The organism is Kangiella sp., assembly GCF_048265365.1.
GTDB lineage: Bacteria > Pseudomonadota > Gammaproteobacteria > Enterobacterales > Kangiellaceae > Kangiella.
In genome coordinates this window covers 1-15,820 of record NZ_JBLXBT010000013.1, presented here as the reverse complement: position 1 = coordinate 15,820, position 15,820 = coordinate 1, and the positions used below count along the sequence as shown (strand labels likewise).

Here is a 15,820-nt window from a genome sequence, read left to right as displayed (position 1 = left end):
AGCCGAAACCGGTTTCAGCGTGGGTCGGCGTGATGCCGAAGGTCACCAGTCGTCCTGCGTTGGCATGGATCGTTGCTGATGCGACTGCCGCCTGGAATGCTTGTTCATCCGGGATGTGGTGATCGGCAGCCAGGATCAACAGCACCGGGTCGCCACCATCCCTGGTCGCCTCAAGCGCAGCCAGGGCAATGGCCGGCGCGGTGTTGCGGGCCAGCGGTTCAAGAATGATCCGACTGCTCTGTCGCTTGGCCAAGCGCAGCTGCTCGGCCACCACGAAGCGATGCCGCTCGTTGCTCACCACCAGCGGATCACCATGCTCCAGCCCGTCCAACCGTGCGATCGTCCGCTGGAACATGGTTCCCTGAGCTTGGCCGTCCAGCTCAAGAAACTGCTTGGGGAAAGCCTGCCGCGAAAGCGGCCAAAGGCGCGAGCCACTACCGCCGGCGAGGATTACGGGCGTAAACATGGAGTACTCCGAAGTTGGGCCAAGCCAAACCACGCATTATCCGAACCACTGCGGCCTGATGCAAATCGCCTAGGCAGTGCCGCTTTCGGTCTTCATTACCGAGCACGGCCCGAAGAACTGACATGCGATTCGCCCCGCCGAGGCATAGGCCAAGGCGACGGCACGCCCATCCACGAACATATTCCAGTCATACATACAGGGCCTTGCGATTGCAGACATTGTAGAATTGCCCACCACCGTGCAACCCAGAGCCACCCTATGCTTCAAGTGGAAAACGTTTTTAAAGAGTTCAAGCTCTACAATCGCCCATGGCATCGCCTTAAGGAGATCGTCCTGAGGCGCAGCTTCCACCGCCGCCATCTTGCATTGAACGATATATCCTTCACCGTGGCGAGCGGCGAAACCGTAGGCATTCTTGGCCGCAACGGTGCCGGTAAATCCACATTATTGAAAATGCTCAACGGGGTGCTTTTGCCCGATGCGGGACGCATCGGCATCACCGGCCGAGTCACCGGCTTGCTGGAGCTGGGTACCGGTTTCGACCCCAACCTCACGGGCGCGCAGAACATCATTGGCAACGGCCTGCTGCTGGGCATGACTCGCCAGCAGATCGAGGAGCGTAGGGAAGCGATTATCGGGTTTTCGGAACTGGGGCAGTTTATTAACGAACCCATTCGCACCTATTCGTCGGGAATGACGATGCGCCTCGCGTTCGCCATTGCTATCCATGCGGACCCTGACATCTTTCTTATAGATGAAGCCCTTTCGGTCGGCGACGGACATTTCCAACAAAAGTGCATGAGGCGGATCAAGGAGTTCAGGGCAAAAGGGGGCTCGATCGTTTTCGTCTCGCATGACCTGAATGCCGTGAAGATGATCTGTGATCGCGCAGTTGTACTCAGCGAGGGCCGCGTGGTTGCAGATACGAACCCCGAGGACGCGGTGAACATATACAACCAGCTCCTGGCTGGCGATGACGAAGAAAACGCCCTACCGGAGCGTCCTGAAGTCGCAGGCTATGGAAACCGTGACGCAATCATAGAACTTGTCGAGTTCTCAGGGGTGAACTCGCACAGCGTGATTCTTGCCAGCGGCGACACCGCCAACCTGGATGTCACAATCAGCGCGTCCCGAGAGTTGACGGATGTTTCGCTCGGCCTGATGATCCGCGACCGATTCGGTCAGGATATCTTTGGCACCAACAGCCACTACCTCAATATGCCGATTAGCCTCATGGCGGGGGAACGCAAGCAGTTGCGCTACCGTTTCCCCATGCGCCTTGCGCCCGGCAAATACACTATCACTGTCGCCCTCCATGAGGGCGCCGATCACACAGGCACGTGCTATCACTGGCGCGATAACGCCGTTGGCTTTGAGGTTGCGGGCATTCACGGGACATTTTTTGGTGGTGTATGCGATCTTTCACCCACTCTCGAGAACATCCAACAACCCGCCTGCGGCAATTGATGGAAATATAGATGCTCATCCCTAATAACCCAGACATCGATTTCGTTGAGCTCAACCGACGCATCGAATCCGAAGTGCAGCGTTATCAGCAAGACAGCAATCGCCGCCCCCTTCCCCCGTTCAACCCTGCACCACCCCATGTCCATGACCAGCCATACGCGTGGTCAGCGCTGATTCAACTCGATGACGAAGCCCTGGTAAAAGCGGCCTTCCCATCTCTAGTGGGGCGCAAAGCCAAGGCCTCTGAGGCAGCAGAATGGCTGGCCCAGCTGCGCTCGGGTACGGACCGGTTCGAGTTTCTCGCCACGCTACGTTATTCAGTGGAAGGCAAACGACAGAGCGTACCCGTACAGGGCCTCCGGCGGGCGCGGATAAGAAGCGCGCTGCGCCGCACTCCCGTTCTCGGCAAGTTGCTGGCCAACGCTTATGGCTGGATAAAAACCGATGCACGCCATCGCTACTACATGGCCCGTTTCGACCTGCATTCACGGCAGCTCGAACAACAGAGCAAAGCACTGTCAACCAGCGAAGCTGCACTGCTCAAGACTCTCGAAACCCAGCAGACCTCACTAATCGAACTACAGACGACAATAATTGAACTACAAGGCATGCTGGCGGAACAGCACTCGCTGCTAGGGCAGCATTACTTGGCTCAACAAGAGATGCGAAGTCGCCTCAGCCATCTGGAGCGCAACAGCACCCGACCAGCAGGCGCTAATCAAGGAGTTGCCAGCCTCCCCAACGCTGCAGGCAGCTCCGTTCCGGATAGCTTCTACCTAGCCTTCGAGAATCGTTTCCGCGGTGATGCCGAGACGATCCGCTCGCGGCTGGCCTATTACCTACCCATCATCAGCGATATCGCCCCACTTGTTGAGCGTTTACCGCTCGTGGATATTGGATGCGGTCGCGGCGAGTGGTTGAAGATGCTACCGGATGCCACCCAACGGATCGGCATCGACCTCAACAGCATGAACGTACAAGCCTGCCATGAGCAGGGGCTTGAGGCGGTGCTCGCCGATGGTCTCGTCTGGCTGAGCCAGCAGCCGGACGAGACCATCGCCGCAGTCACGGCATTCCATGTCATCGAACACTTGAGCTTCGAGCAGCTCAACACCCTGCTCGACGAATGCATGCGTGTACTGGCCCCCGGCGGCATGGTCATTTTCGAGACCCCCAACCCCGAAAATTTGGTGTCGGCAGCTACGCACTTCCATACAGACCCAACCCATCTTCATCCACTTCCGCCCGCTTTTTCCGAGTTCATGCTGGTGTATAAAGGGTTTACCGCAGTTCAAGTTCACCGCCTCAACCCTATCCCCAGCGAATACGCCTTGGTCGAGGACAGCGAAATCGCCCGGCGCTGCAACGCTCTGTTCTATGGCGCCCAGGACTATGCCGTTACTGCACAGAAGAGCGTTGCATGAGCATCCAGCGCATCGATCAATTTGCAGCCTCGGTCGCAGTGGGAGATGGCGTAACCAATAGCCTGTTATTCACACGTGAACTCTTACATGAGCTGGGCTACGCGTCGGAAATATTCAGCTACTGCATTCCCGAGGCTCTCACGGGGAATATTCGCCCCGCACGTACATTCAAAGGCAGCAAGGACACATTACTGCTCTATCACCACTCCATGGGCCACGACTATGGTGACTGGCTATTATCGCTGGCGTGCCCCAAGGCACTTGTCTACCACAACATCACTCCAGCGGATTTTTTCCCAGCTGAAAGCGGGTTACGGCGCTACGCATTGCTGGGGCGTCAACAGCTGATCGATTGGCGCGACGAATTCATCGGCGCCATTGCCGACTCCCCGCTCAACCGGAGCGAACTGGAATCAGCCCACTATGCGGACGCTCGGACCCTGCCCCTGCTGGTTGACAGCCACCGGCTCGAAGGCCAAGGCAAAATGCCGGCCTTTATTCAGGAAAATAGCGCTGCAGCTTATTATCTGTGCGTCGGTCGGCTAGCAGAAAACAAGCAGCAACACCTGCTAATCGAAGCGTTCCACCACCTGCTCCAACTTCAGGGTAGCGACTCGCTGAAACAGGCGCGGCTGTTACTGGTCGGTGGCACGACCAGCGAGGATTATGCACGAGGCCTCATGCACCACATCAACCAACTGGGGCTCCAGGGTCAGGTACTGCTGCCGGGCAAGTGCAGCGACGCAGAATTGCGCTGGCTGTACCGGAACGCGCACCAATACTGGTGCGCCAGTGCGCATGAAGGTTTCTGCATGCCATTGCTCGAAGCACAGCATGCCGGCTTGCCAATCATTGCCTGTGCACAATCGAACGTACCGGAAACACTCGGCGAAGGCGGTCTGCTCCTGGCTGACGATGCCCCTCTGACAATCGCACTGACGGCGCAATTGTTGGACGAGACCGACGGTTTGCGTGGTCGCGTCGTTGCCGCAGGCAAGCGCAATCTCGAGCGGTTCGACCGGCAACTGCTCAAACAACAGCTGGCCACATGGATCGAGCTCATCCTCGCTTCGGCTCGGAAGGAGTACTCGTGACACCCCGCATCCTAATGACAGGGGCCGGCGGCTTCGTCGGTACTACTCTGGTTCCGATGTTGCTACGTGACGGCTACCATGTCACGGCGCTTAGCAACCGACCGCAGACGGGGCTCGGGCCAGCGAACGAATACCTCAGGTGCGACATGCATGACGCAGCGGCCGTGGCCGCTGCGGTCAAACAGACACAGCCAACCCATATTGTTCATCTGGCTGCCGTCTCGCATGTTCCAACCAGCTTCGCAGACCCACTGCTAACCTGGCGAACGAACGTCATGGCCAGCATGCACCTGCTCGAAGCTGTACGACTGCACGCGCCACATGCCTTCGTTCTGTTCACCAGCTCATCCGAGGTCTATGGTGCCAGCTTCAAACAAGGAGTGGCACTTGACGAGCAGAGCCCCTGCAAGCCGATGAATCCATACTCGGCCAGTAAGCTCGCCGCCGAATCTGCCTTCGTCGAATACTTTCGGCAGGGCATGAATGGCGTCATCGCCCGTCCCTTCAACCATATTGGCGCACAACAATCAGCCGAGTTCGTCACCGCTTCCTTCGCCAGGCAGATCGCCCAGATAGAAGCTGGCAAGCAGCCGCCAATTCTGAGCGTTGGCAACATCGAGGCCAGCCGCGACTTCCTTGACGTACGGGATGTATGCGAGGCGTATGTCCACCTGCTCGCGCTCCCTACTGACCGCGAGTATCCGCGGCTTTTCAACATCGCATCGGGCATACCTCGCCAGATTCGGGCCATGCTGGACGTGCTGCTGAGCATGACCGACTTGCGTATTCTGGTTGAGCTTGACCCGCAACGCTTGCGCCCCTCCGACATCCCCGTCGCAATTGGCAATAGCGAGCTATTACGCAAGGTTACCGGCTGGCAACCAAATGTCCCTGTCGAACAGACCCTGGGCGAATTGATGAATTTCTGGCGTCGAAAGATGGAAAACGAATGAGCGAGGCAAGCAACCCGGAACACGCACGCGCGATAACGAACGTCGGCTTCAGCTGTACGGTCTGGTCGATGGGCGAGCGAGCCGGCCACCTGGATGGCATCGGGGTCTATACTCAGGCGCTCTGGCATGCAATGCAGAGCCTCACGGCCAGCCAACCGCAAAAATGGTGCTTCAAGCCCTACGCCTTCGGTCGCAATCAGCTGCGCCTGGATTGCGGCGTACCGCAAGTGCTTGCAAAGCGCTTTTCCGTCTCCTGCGTGCTGTCGGCAACCCTGCACAAGCCTCTTGCAAATTCCGCCGGGCTGCGGCGCGAACTCGACGTGCTGCATGCAACGGACCACCATATTCCTCGCATCAAGGGCGTCCCGGTTATCGCGACCGTCATGGACCTGATACCCCTGCTTCATCCCGAGTGGATTCGCCAGGACCTGCCGCGCCTGAAGAACTGGCTGTTCACCAGCAGCATTCGGTCCGCGGATCACATCATCACCATTTCCGAACACAGCAAGCAGGACCTGATCAGGCACTTGGGCATCGCCCCCGAACAAGTCAGCGTCACCCCGCTGGGTGTGGAGCCCTGCTATTTCGAGCGCATCGATCCACAGCAGATCGATGCGACCCTGCACGCGCACAATCTGCAGCCAGGCTTTTTTCTATTCGTCGGCACATTGCAGCCACGCAAGAACCTGCGGGGCATCCTGGCAGCGTTCAACCAGCTGCCGCAGGAGATTCGCCGACAACACAAGCTGGTAGTCGTGGGCCGCGACGGCTGGGGCAACGAAGACCTGCTACCGGAACTGCGCGCACTGGAAGCGCGAGGCGAGGGCTATTGGCTCGACTATCTGCCCAGGCAACAGGTAATGGCACTTCTTCAGAGCGCAGCCGCACTGGTGTTTCCATCGCTTTATGAAGGCTTTGGATTGCCGGTTATCGAAGCATTCGCCGCGCGCTGCCCAGTGATTACATCCAATATGACCTCCCTACCTGAGGTGGCAGGCGAAGCCGCTTGGCTGATCAACCCAACTGACAGCGCCGAGATTGCCACAGCCATGCTCAACGTACTGGAGAACCAGACCTTGCGCGCGGCACGCATCGAGGCAGGCTTGAACAGGGCAAAAACCTTCACTTGGGAAGCCTGCGCGGCCCGCACGCTGGATGTGTACGAGAAGGTGCTGCGCCAGCACTGACAACAAACAGAAAGCCACCGCTGCGCCCCTGGCAGCATGTGAGCCGGCGCGGCAATTGAGCGCTCTATGCCAGGGATCCGTTGTGCGCTCAGGGTAACCTCAGAGAAAGTCGCGAATGTCCCGCTCCAGCCGGCGTCCGACCCAGATCGCGCCTACCAGCATACCGGCAGCAATCAGCGTAAGCAGGCCCAACGCAATCAGATTGGGCGGCTCGGTGCCCAGCAAGGCACTGCGATAAGCACTGGCAAAGTGATAGAACGGATTTAGCTGTAATAGCGTCTGCACGCTGTCCGGCAGAATCCCAGGCACGTAAACGATGGGCGTCAACCAGAACCAGAGCTGCATGACCACCCCGACCATTTCCTTGATGTCCCGCAGGAACACCGACAAGATCGCGCAAACCAGGCCCATCGAAAACGCCAGCAACTGCATGCACAGAAACGTCGGAATCCACCACAGCAGGCGCAGGGAAAAATCAAAGCCGATCGCCAGCAGAAAAACCATGAAGAAGCTGGTTGAGATCAGGTAGAGCACCGTCTCGCTGAGAACCACGTAGACCGGCAGGGACCAGAGAGAAAGGCGAACCTTGCCGATCAAATGCGCCTTTTCGTGGAAGACCTGAGTGATTCGTGTAAGCGTCGCAGCAAAGCAATTCCAGGCAAGCAGGCCGCTGACAAGATAGAGGCTATAGCCGTAAGGTCCAAGGTCCTGCCCCATGCCCCCGATGCGCATCCCCATGATGCGCGAGAAGACCAAAGTGAAGATCAGGATATTGATCAGCGGGAGGATAAACGTCCAAGCAGCCCCCAGCACGGACGCCGAATGGCGGTCTACCAGATCCTGGCGGGTAAAGTTATATATGAGATTCCAGTTCATATGAACGCCGGCTAAAAATCAGGCGGGAAGAATACTCACAAAGCCGCGATAAAAGAACCGGGTTATGGTCTGTTTGGATAACCGTCAGCCTTCAGAGAGGCAAACGTACAAGAAAGGAAGCCCGCTAGCACCACGTAATCGACTAGGCATCTCGGCTCACTGAGTGATCTCTGGTAACCATCATTAAATGCTTGTAGGGCTGTGCCTTGGCAAGCCCATCTCCTTGTCTGATTCGTCCGTTGCGTTCCCCTAGCCTGCGCTGGTTTTCTTCTACCACAAAAAACCCCGCCTCCTTGAGAGAAGCGGGGTCTATTTACAACGGCACTGCTTCAGATAGTTGAGACTAAATAACCATCCCTTCCTCTGCACCAGCGAGCCGGGGCTCGCCGGTATATCTCACTACGAGGCGATTAAGCTACGTAAGAGATAACGCCATTGGAGAAGCTCAGGTCTTCTGCGTTGACGCCCAGCAGAGTAATAACAGCAACATTATCAGTTGCGTTAACGGCGAGGTTTGCCGCAGCTGTCGAGCTTCCGAATTCAGCAGTTTCGACAACAACGTTTACGTCAGTACCGTTCTGGATGAAGAAAATCTCCTTCGCACTGTTGTTGCCGCCTACCAGAGCGCCAGTATCGCTCAGCTCGGTTACCGAGCTAAGGGTATAACCCTGACCGATATACAGCGCGTCGCCAGCATTGAATGCGGCATCCGTAACATTGATATCCAGAGTCTGGTCAAGGTCGCCAGCTGCAAAGTAGAACACATCGGCGCCAGAGGTACCGGTGAAGCCAGCGGCGTATACTTCCGCAGCCGAGTTATTAAGGGCGGTGTTAGCGTTGCTAACTGCCTGCTCCAGAGAGTCATGGCTGGAAACAATAGCATCGGCAGCGTTAACCAGCGCGTCGGCAGCCTGAGCGTCTTTCAACAGCTCTTGCGCAGCAACACTAGCGTCGAAAGCGTCCAGGTAGTCATCAGCTGCTGTACCGCTCAGATCATCAACAGCTTGAGCAGTTGTTTGAACTTTGGCGTCTGCAGCAGCCTTGGCGTTAGCTTGAGCGGCCAGGGTAGAAACAGCCGAGAAACCTTCGATGCCTGCAAAAGCAGTGTTAACAGCACTAACTACGCTGGCGCTGGTCGCCGTATCGGCAAGCAGAGCAAACAAGTCGTCAGCAGTAACCGGGGCAGTCAGCTTGGCTGCGGTGATTGCATTAGACCAAGCGGCGCCGGAATTCTGAGCAGTAGCTTCCAGCTGAGCAGTACGCAGATCAACATCGGCTTGCGCTGGAGCTGTCAGGGCTGCGTCAGCAGCAATAGCCGCCTCGAAAGCACGAACAGCAGCGACCGCGCCATTGGTGCCATTGACCAATGTAGTACGCGCAGCAGCCAGATCAGCGGCAGCCTCGGTAGCCTGGGTTGACAGAACGCCGGTCGACAGACCACTTACGGCGTCACGCACATCTTCAGCGTTAGCAAGAGCAGCCTCAGCCTCGGTGTAGGAAACCTCGTCGTCAGAGTCGGCATCCAGGTCAGCCAAAGTAGCGCCATAACCACCAGCAGTGTTGAGAGCTGCAACGTCATCATTGATAGCGATCAGCGCGTCGGTATTTTCTTCGTTTTCGAAGTCAGCCAGCGACTTGGCAGCAACAGCCGCTGCTTCGATCAGACCAATAGCGGCCGGAACAGCGACGCTTGGCAGATCAGTCAGGCCGGCAATGGCGTCGGAGACGGATGCAGTGGTACCGTCAACGCCTACCAGAATGGCCGCAGCATCTTCAGTCGAGAAGTTATCGCCAGCAGCAGAAGTGTAGATGCTAGCAACGAGCACCTTATTGGTGACGACCTGAGCGTCTGCAGCCGAAGCGCCATTCAGGAACGCTACAACCAGCTGATCGGCGTTTACGGCAGCGCCTTCGCCAGTGCTCCAATAGGCCAGACCAGTAGCGTCAGGAGCACGGCCGAACAGGTTGTTGTAAATCTCAATGATTGTCTCGTCGCGAGTCAGACCACCATAGATCTCTTCGTATTCAGGCTGCTCATTGACGAAGTTGGCACGCAGATTTTCCAGAGTCATCAGTGCCGGCTCGGCGTTCAACTCGGCCATCCAGTAGTCGAGGCCAGTCTGGTCCGCTGCGCGTCCCAGATAAGCCACATAAAGCTCTTGTACTTGTGCAGAAGTAACAGCCATTACTTTTCATCTCCAATATGAGTCGAATCGACGCACAGGCTCCGTCTGGAAAAGGGCCCGTCGGCCCTGCCTGCTCGCCATGCCCCCACCGGGGCATGGCCCCCTTGATGGGAATCAGCTTAAGCTGACCGGTGCAGATTACAGACTAGGAATGCTTTTTCAAGCCCGCCAGTCATATAACTGCGGTTTACCGGGCCATCATACAGACTCGGCTCCTGCCCGAACAATAGAAAGTGTCAGCCTTTTGTCGCATCGACTGCACAGTTATGCATTTTTTATATCGCCGTTTCGCTGGACATGGACTGACGCATGGAGCTCGCAAAATATAGTTAACGCGCGCGCTCCTATAACGGAAATCGATTAACACAGTCCGGGAGCTTTGGATGACCTACGCCACTTTTTGCGAACGGCACACGTAGCGCATGGCCACAGGCCACAGCAAAGCACAAACCTTTCCGGGAAGCTGAGCAACGCATTAGCGCGATCGGCATTCACATCGCAGCTGTAAGCATCAGCTATCGAATCTCTACTGACGCAGCGCCACCGTCAAATTGCGCAATCGAGCCGAGACTGCCGACCATGCATGGGTGCGCAGCCACTGGTCTTGCCTACCTTGCGGTAGATTACCCAGACAACGGCTTAACCCGTCGGCCAGCGCCTTACTCGATGTCCCAGGGAGAAACGTCACCGCTTCGGCGACATCCTCAAAAATATCCAACGGCGTGCAGAGCACCGGCCTGCCGGTACTGAGCCCCCAGCGGACCGCTGCGCTGGAAGATTCCTGGGTGTGCTGATAAGGGAAAACGATGCAATCGGCGAGTCCCAGCCAGGCGAGCGATTCGGCATCTTGCAGATAATCACTGACCAGCGTGACGCGCCCGGCCAGGTCTGCGTTTTGTATCCTTGCACGGCAGCTGGCAAGCAATTCTGCCGAGGCCGGCACGGGGTACTCGGCATTGACCAACAGCAGGTGCAGTGAGGGGTCGGCCTTGGCCAGCAGTGCGAAGGCCTCGATCAGCTCTGGCACGCCCTTGTGCGGGAGCAGGAATCCATAGCTGGCGATGACGGTTTTGCCTGCAAGGCCCGCCGCCTGCTGCTCCAGCCCTGGCGCCGGCGGCTGGGTATCGATGACACCGTGGGGGAAGAGCAGGAGGTTGTCCGGCAACCCGAAATCCAGCAAGCGATTGAGGTCAGCGACGCTGTGCACCAGCAGACGCTCGCACCCGGCCAGCGAGCCGCGTAGGTCACGCAGGCTTTTCAGCACCTTGCCATGCTGGACATCGGCTGTGGAGTGGAATGTCACCAGCGTACGGATGCCGCGCCCATGAGCCCAATCCAGCAGCTCTGCGAACGCCGACAACGAAAAGAACGAGAAATTGAACTGGAGCAGCAAGACATCGACACCGGAGCGCTCTATCGCCGTGCGCAAACGTTGCAGATCATCACGATCGCCAGCTGTCCAGCAACGCTCGACATGCGCCTCATCGGCGCCGAAGCGTTGCGCGTCGTCGTTGGCGAACACATGACATTCGCTGCCGAATGCCGGCTCGATGAGCTTGCGGCTATAGGTCGCAATGCCGCACGCACTGTTCCATGAGCTGACGCAGCCAAGCCGTGGCGCCGGCTTGAGCAAGGATTGCGCAGCAGCGGCAGCGATGGCCTGCTCGGTCGCCGCGGCGACCCGCCCCCAGCAGAACTGCTCGCGTATCAGTGTCTCGGCCGCCTCGATGCGTGCGGCTGTCATGTCCTGCAGCCTGCCATCTTTCCAGGCGCCGTAAAACTCCGTGAGCAGGCGGGCCAGGTGCTCCGCATCAGGTTCGAACCATACCGATGGGCCTGCTTGCAGATGGGTGCGGGCCCGTGCGTATCGGTAGTCAATGAGCCACGACGTCTGCGGCGTACAGAAATCCCGCTGGCCGCCCTGCCCCGTCGTGATGACCGGGCAGCGATGGAGCATGGCTTCGGCCATCGGCAGGCCGAAGCCCTCGCCGCGGGACGGCGCCACCAGCACGTCGGCCAATTGATAGAGCGCGCGGATCGCTGCGTCGGAGAGGTCGGCGTTGATCAGCTCGACGGCCGGCGCTTCCGGGTTCGCCGCTCGCCAGTTCGCCAGTTCCTGGGCAATGTCATGGTGCGGGTTGGGGAAGGTCTTGATGATCAGCACCACCGCGTCTTTTGCCGTGAAGGCCGATGCGTAGGCACGCAGCAAGACGTCGATGCCCTTGCGCGGGAAGCAGGACGAGATGTGCAGCAGTCTCAACCTCGCGGAACTGACCTGCGGCAACGCGGGTAGCAGGCTGGCATCAGGCTCTACCCGGACAATGTGATCGGCCCCCAGTCCGACCGTTGCCAATGGAGCGGTAACGCCATTGTCGCGCAAGGTTCTGGTAACCCAGCTGGACATGCTGGTGACCAGATGCAGCTGGTGATTGAAGTCGTGGCAGTAGCTTTCCGGCAGGCAGGACTCTTCCCATCCGTAACAGGACAGCACGTTCGTTTCGCCTTGCATGTCTGTCACACGGGGCGGATACAGCAGACGGAGCACGTTTTTCGGGACCAGGCGCTGACGCGCGTGCATAGCGGCGCAGTCGGCGTTTGTCACCAGGAAGTTGGCATCCGCCGCCATCGGTCCCGGGCCTTCGGTGGCGCGCAACGCGACCTGCCGGCCTTGGTCGGTCAGGGCACGCGCCAACTCGCGGTTGACCAGTGCCAGGCTGTAACTGCTGTCGAAGGGGCCTTCTATGCGGTAATCGACACCAGCGGAGGTGAGCAGTTGGTCAGGGAACGCGTGAGCGGGCAGATGGAGATGGAATTGCTCGAGGTGGTCACGCAGCCGGTCATAGAGCTTCTGGTAGTTGAAGTCAGCCAGACGCGCCGTGCCACGACGGCGCAGATAGCCGCGTAAAGCAGGGTTGTTCATAAGCTGTACGATCGCCGCAGCCGAGGCCTGGGGATCGCAGCTGTCTAGCAGCAGGCCTGCGCCGTCGAGGGTATGGGCAACGTTACTGTGTTCGGCGTTATAGGCCATGACCGGTAAGCCATGCACCATGGCTTCGATCAGCGGCATACCGAAGCCCTCGTGCCGGCTCATCGAGACGAACAGGTCGCTGCGGCGGTACAAATCGATCAGCGTGGCATCGTCTACTTTCCCGGTCAGCGTGACGAAACCACCGAGCCCGAGCTCGTCGATACGCCGCTGTATCTGCTCTGCGTACTCTGGAATGGTAAACCCGCCCACTATATATAGCTGCAGCGGCACACGTACTCGCCGCAGCACTTCGGCAAAAGTATCAACCAGCGCCAGCTGGTTCTTGTGCGGCATGACACGCCCCACGAACAGCAGCGTGAATGGCCGAGGGCTATCGAACGCCTCCACGGCACCCGGCGCGAGCCGCTCCAGATCCACAAGCAGAGGTATCTCTACGGTGCGCACGGGGTCATAGCCGCGCTGCAACAGCTCATCGAGATTTTGTCTGGAGTCGGCAATGCTGCCGGTCAGCCATTCCTTCCAGCTGTCGACCTGCTGCCAACCATGGGAAAGCATCGGCTGAATGGGATGTTCGGTGGGAAACAGCTGGCTGGGCGTGATGTTGTGAAACACCATGATTTTGCGTTCCGGCAATTGCCGTAACCAGCCCTCATGGCTATTGCCGATGCCATGATGGACAAGCAGGGCATCGGCGCCGCCAGGTTGGTAGTCCTGCATGGGCAGCACGTCGCCCATCAATGCCTCAGCAATCCCCGCACAATAGATATCGGAACGCACCCCAGCCAGCCGAAGCAACTTTCGAGTCAGCAGCATGCCATTGGTGATGCCGTCTCCTGGCGTGCAGTCGATAGCGAATTGGTGAATCGTGGGCGGGTTTAGAGAGTGCATTCACTGGCCTGGTACGAATTAAAAAACGAGCGACACGCGGACGCGAATAACCTCCGGCAACGCTCCGAGAGCGAGCGCGTGCCATTCCGCCAATTGCGAGAAAAGTTTCGCGGCCAGGGCTGCTCCCAAAGATGTCGGAGTTGTTTCGCTGCACGAAAACGAGCCGGCAATATTACCCACAAACTGAAGCCAGCATAACGTCTGAAGGGGCAATGTCGGAAAACAACGTCGGGATTCACGAGCGAGAGCCAGACCGTCGCAACGTAGGAGCGGGCCATGCCCGCGAATGGTGAACCTGACCATCGATGCGGTCCCGCTTCGCGGCCATGGGCCGCTCCTACAAGAGCCTCGAACCCACCGTAGGAGCGGGCCATGCCCGCGAATGGGCATTCCGGCCACCGTGCGGCCCCGTTCGCGGCCATGGGCCGCTCCTACAAAAGCTTCAATCCCACCGTAGGAGCGGGCCATGCCCGCGAAAAAGACTTTGCTGCAGGGTTATGGTTCTAGAACGACTTTCCGGTTTGAACACGCTGCAGATCGGCATCAACCATCAGCTTGCAAAGCTCTTCAAGCGTGGTCTTAGGCTCCCAGCCCAATGCCGCCTTGGCTTTTTTAGGGTTGCCGATGAGCAGGTCCACTTCAGCCGGGCGGTAAAAGCGAGGATTGACTTCCACGACGGTCTTGCCGGTCTGGCTGTCGATACCGCGCTCGTTTTCCGCGCTGCCTTGCCAGTCGAGCTGGATATCAACCGCCTTGAACGCCAGCGAGACGAAGTCACGAACCGTCTCGGTACGATTGGTCGCAAGCACGAAGGTATCAGGCGTATCGACCTGCAGCATGCGCCACATGCCTTCGACGTATTCCTTGGCAAACCCCCAGTCGCGCTTGGCATCGAGGTTGCCGAGCTGCAGGCAATCCTGCTTACCTAGCGAGATACGAGCAGCCGCATCGGTAATTTTGCGCGTCACGAATTCCTTGCCGCGCAGCGGGGACTCGTGATTGAACAGGATGCCGCTGGTACCGAAGATGCCATAGGACTCGCGGTAGTTGATGGTCATCCAGTGCGCGTAGAGCTTGGCGACACCATAGGGGCTACGCGGGTAGAACGGCGTCACTTCGGTTTGCGGAATCTGCTGGACTTCTCCGAACATTTCGGAAGTCGAGGCTTGGTAAAAGCGGATCTTGGGATCGACGATGCGAATCGCTTCGAGCAGGTTGACCGCGCCAAGCCCGGTGATCTCGGCGGTGGTAATCGGCTGATTGAACGACACACCGACAAAGCTTTGTGCCGCAAGGTTGTAAACCTCGTGCGGCTGGGCTTCTTCCATCAGGCGGATGCTCGCGCCCAGATCGGTAAGGTCGTGCTCGACCAGCTCCAGATTAGGATGCCCGATGGCGCCCACTTCCTCGAGACGCCAAAAGTTCACCGAACTGGTACGGCGATAGGTGCCGAATACCTTGTAGCCTTTGTCTAGCAGCAATTGGGTGAGGTACGCGCCGTCCTGCCCGGTGATACCTGTGACGATCGCGGTCTTGCTGTTCATGCTCATTCCGTTGTTTTCCGTTCCAGGGCCCGTGCCTCTTCGCTACGAGCCAACCATACATTGACGTTTTCGACGCTTTGCTCGGACAACCGCCCGGCCCAACGATTCAATACCAGCAGGTTGGTAATGAAATCGTACTGAGCGCTGAGCAGATCGCGGCGGGCGGCGTATTCGTTCTGTACGCTGGTCAAGACATCGACCGCGTTGACCACGCCAAATTTGAAACCGCGCTCGGCCGCGACGCTGGACTGCTCCGCCGACTCAAGGGCGTTACGCGAGGCGCGGATCTTTTCCACGCTCGATTGCGCGGTCAAGTAGGCGCTGGTGGTTTCCTTGACGACCTGGCGGCGAATGGCTTCGAGCTCCTGTTCGGTCGCGAGCCTGTCGCTGTGTAGCGCCCTGACCCGTGCCGAGGCTGAGCCGCCGCTGTAAATAGGTACCTGTACACCAATACTGGCGACATAGCTGTCGGAGCGTGGCGCCAGCGTGTTGTCGTAGCCGACATCACTGCGCTGGGCGCTGAGATTGAGGCTGAGCGAGGGATAATGCGCGCCACGGCTCTCACGCACGGCGGCATCGGCTGCCGCAAGCGCACTGGCACGCGCCTTCAATGCCGGATTAGCCGCAACGGCACGCTCAACCCAAACCGACAGGCTTTCACCCGGAACCTGCAAAGCGATGTCTTCGCGGATGCGGCTGAGCCGCTCATTTACCGGGCGCCCGACAATCTCCGAAAGCTCTTCACG

Annotated in this window: 11 protein-coding genes; 5 read left to right on the top strand and 6 right to left on the bottom strand. The window is 58.5% G+C overall.

Annotated features, from left to right (window positions below):
- Positions 1 to 466 (bottom strand): sugar phosphate nucleotidyltransferase (locus tag ACN0VI_RS14805; RefSeq protein ID WP_417447320.1); only part of this gene is annotated, 466 nt, incomplete at its 3' end.
- Between the two features lie 258 nt (positions 467 to 724).
- Between ACN0VI_RS14805 and ACN0VI_RS14800 the strand changes: the two genes are divergently transcribed.
- Genes ACN0VI_RS14800 through ACN0VI_RS14780 form a run of 5 tightly spaced genes read left to right on the top strand, consistent with a single transcriptional unit; the run spans position 725 to position 6,591 of the window.
- The gene (locus ACN0VI_RS14800) at positions 725 to 1,933 is read left to right on the top strand and encodes an ABC transporter ATP-binding protein (RefSeq protein ID WP_417447319.1); all 1,209 of its coding nucleotides are present in this window, start codon (positions 725 to 727) and stop codon (positions 1,931 to 1,933) included.
- An 11-nt stretch (positions 1,934 to 1,944) separates the two neighbouring features.
- Positions 1,945 to 3,357, top strand: a complete 1,413-nt coding sequence (locus ACN0VI_RS14795) for a class I SAM-dependent methyltransferase (RefSeq protein WP_417447318.1) — start codon at positions 1,945 to 1,947, stop codon at positions 3,355 to 3,357.
- Positions 3,354 to 4,451 (top strand): glycosyltransferase, encoded by a 1,098-nt coding sequence (locus ACN0VI_RS14790; RefSeq protein ID WP_417447317.1) that lies wholly within the window; start codon positions 3,354 to 3,356, stop codon positions 4,449 to 4,451. The genes ACN0VI_RS14795 and ACN0VI_RS14790 overlap by 4 nt, the downstream gene beginning before the upstream one ends.
- Complete coding sequence (locus ACN0VI_RS14785) at positions 4,406 to 5,404, top strand: GDP-mannose 4,6-dehydratase (protein ID WP_417447316.1); 999 nt, start codon at positions 4,406 to 4,408, stop codon at positions 5,402 to 5,404. The genes ACN0VI_RS14790 and ACN0VI_RS14785 overlap by 46 nt, the downstream gene beginning before the upstream one ends.
- Positions 5,401 to 6,591, top strand: a complete 1,191-nt coding sequence (locus tag ACN0VI_RS14780) for a glycosyltransferase family 4 protein (RefSeq protein WP_417447315.1) — start codon at positions 5,401 to 5,403, stop codon at positions 6,589 to 6,591. The genes ACN0VI_RS14785 and ACN0VI_RS14780 overlap by 4 nt, the downstream gene beginning before the upstream one ends.
- A 99-nt stretch (positions 6,592 to 6,690) precedes the next feature.
- Here the strand turns inward: ACN0VI_RS14780 and ACN0VI_RS14775 are convergent, their stop codons facing one another.
- The 5 genes from ACN0VI_RS14775 to ACN0VI_RS14755 all read right to left on the bottom strand — a co-directional run.
- Positions 6,691 to 7,467, bottom strand: coding sequence for an ABC transporter permease (locus ACN0VI_RS14775; RefSeq protein WP_417447314.1), 777 nt, complete (start codon positions 7,465 to 7,467; stop codon positions 6,691 to 6,693).
- 410 nt (positions 7,468 to 7,877) lie between these two features.
- The gene (locus tag ACN0VI_RS14770) at positions 7,878 to 9,653 is read right to left on the bottom strand and encodes a hypothetical protein (RefSeq protein WP_417447313.1); all 1,776 of its coding nucleotides are present in this window, start codon (positions 9,651 to 9,653) and stop codon (positions 7,878 to 7,880) included.
- A 526-nt stretch (positions 9,654 to 10,179) separates the two neighbouring features.
- Positions 10,180 to 13,530 (bottom strand): glycosyltransferase family 4 protein, encoded by a 3,351-nt coding sequence (locus ACN0VI_RS14765; protein WP_417447312.1) that lies wholly within the window; start codon positions 13,528 to 13,530, stop codon positions 10,180 to 10,182.
- A gap of 503 nt (positions 13,531 to 14,033) precedes the next feature.
- The gene (gene gmd / locus ACN0VI_RS14760; protein WP_417447311.1) at positions 14,034 to 15,080 is read right to left on the bottom strand and encodes a GDP-mannose 4,6-dehydratase; all 1,047 of its coding nucleotides are present in this window, start codon (positions 15,078 to 15,080) and stop codon (positions 14,034 to 14,036) included.
- A partial coding sequence (locus ACN0VI_RS14755) for a TolC family protein (RefSeq protein ID WP_417447310.1) occupies positions 15,077 to 15,820 on the bottom strand: 744 nt, incomplete at its 5' end. The genes gmd and ACN0VI_RS14755, both read right to left, overlap by 4 nt.

Excerpts from the sequence above, each read along its gene's own strand:
- ACN0VI_RS14800 (WP_417447319.1), top strand. The coding sequence starts at position 725 with ATGCTTCAAGTGGAAAACGTTTTTAAAGAGTTCAAGCTCTACAATCGC.
- ACN0VI_RS14795 (WP_417447318.1), top strand. The coding sequence starts at position 1,945 with ATGCTCATCCCTAATAACCCAGACATCGATTTCGTTGAGCTCAACCGA.
- ACN0VI_RS14790 (WP_417447317.1), top strand. The coding sequence starts at position 3,354 with ATGAGCATCCAGCGCATCGATCAATTTGCAGCCTCGGTCGCAGTGGGA.
- ACN0VI_RS14785 (WP_417447316.1), top strand. The coding sequence starts at position 4,406 with ATGGATCGAGCTCATCCTCGCTTCGGCTCGGAAGGAGTACTCGTGACA.
- ACN0VI_RS14780 (WP_417447315.1), top strand. The coding sequence starts at position 5,401 with ATGAGCGAGGCAAGCAACCCGGAACACGCACGCGCGATAACGAACGTC.
- ACN0VI_RS14775 (WP_417447314.1), bottom strand. The coding sequence starts at position 7,467 with ATGAACTGGAATCTCATATATAACTTTACCCGCCAGGATCTGGTAGAC.
- ACN0VI_RS14770 (WP_417447313.1), bottom strand. The coding sequence starts at position 9,653 with ATGGCTGTTACTTCTGCACAAGTACAAGAGCTTTATGTGGCTTATCTG.
- ACN0VI_RS14765 (WP_417447312.1), bottom strand. The coding sequence starts at position 13,530 with ATGCACTCTCTAAACCCGCCCACGATTCACCAATTCGCTATCGACTGC.
- gmd (WP_417447311.1), bottom strand. The coding sequence starts at position 15,080 with ATGAGCATGAACAGCAAGACCGCGATCGTCACAGGTATCACCGGGCAG.